This window comes from Polaribacter sargassicola, assembly GCF_021991835.1.
Taxonomy (GTDB): domain Bacteria; phylum Bacteroidota; class Bacteroidia; order Flavobacteriales; family Flavobacteriaceae; genus Polaribacter; species Polaribacter sargassicola.
On the sequence record NZ_JAHDAU010000174.1, the window covers coordinates 1 to 300 of the forward strand.

1 pseudogene is annotated in these 300 nt (G+C 70.0%); it reads right to left on the bottom strand.

What is annotated here, in order from left to right:
* A pseudogene (locus KI686_RS17620) lies at window positions 1–300 on the bottom strand (hypothetical protein); the annotation flags it as partial.

Here is a 300-nt window from a genome sequence, read left to right on the forward strand (position 1 = left end):
CTCGGCCTGCTCGGCTTGCCTGGCCTCCCAGGCCTCCCGCATGAAGCGGCGCACGTCCTCGTCCACCTGGATGTCGCGCGGACGCAACGGCCGGGACAAGTACAGGCCGTCGAGCGAGGTGAGCCTCGACAGCGCCACGTAGGTCTGGCCGGGCGCGAACGCCCCCGATCCCAGGTCGACGATCGCCCGGTCGTAGGTCTTGCCCTGCGACTTGTGGATCGTCACCGCCCAGGCCAGTCGCAGCGGGAACTGCGTGAACTCGGCGACCACCTCGCGGGAGAGCGTCTTGGTGCCCGGGTT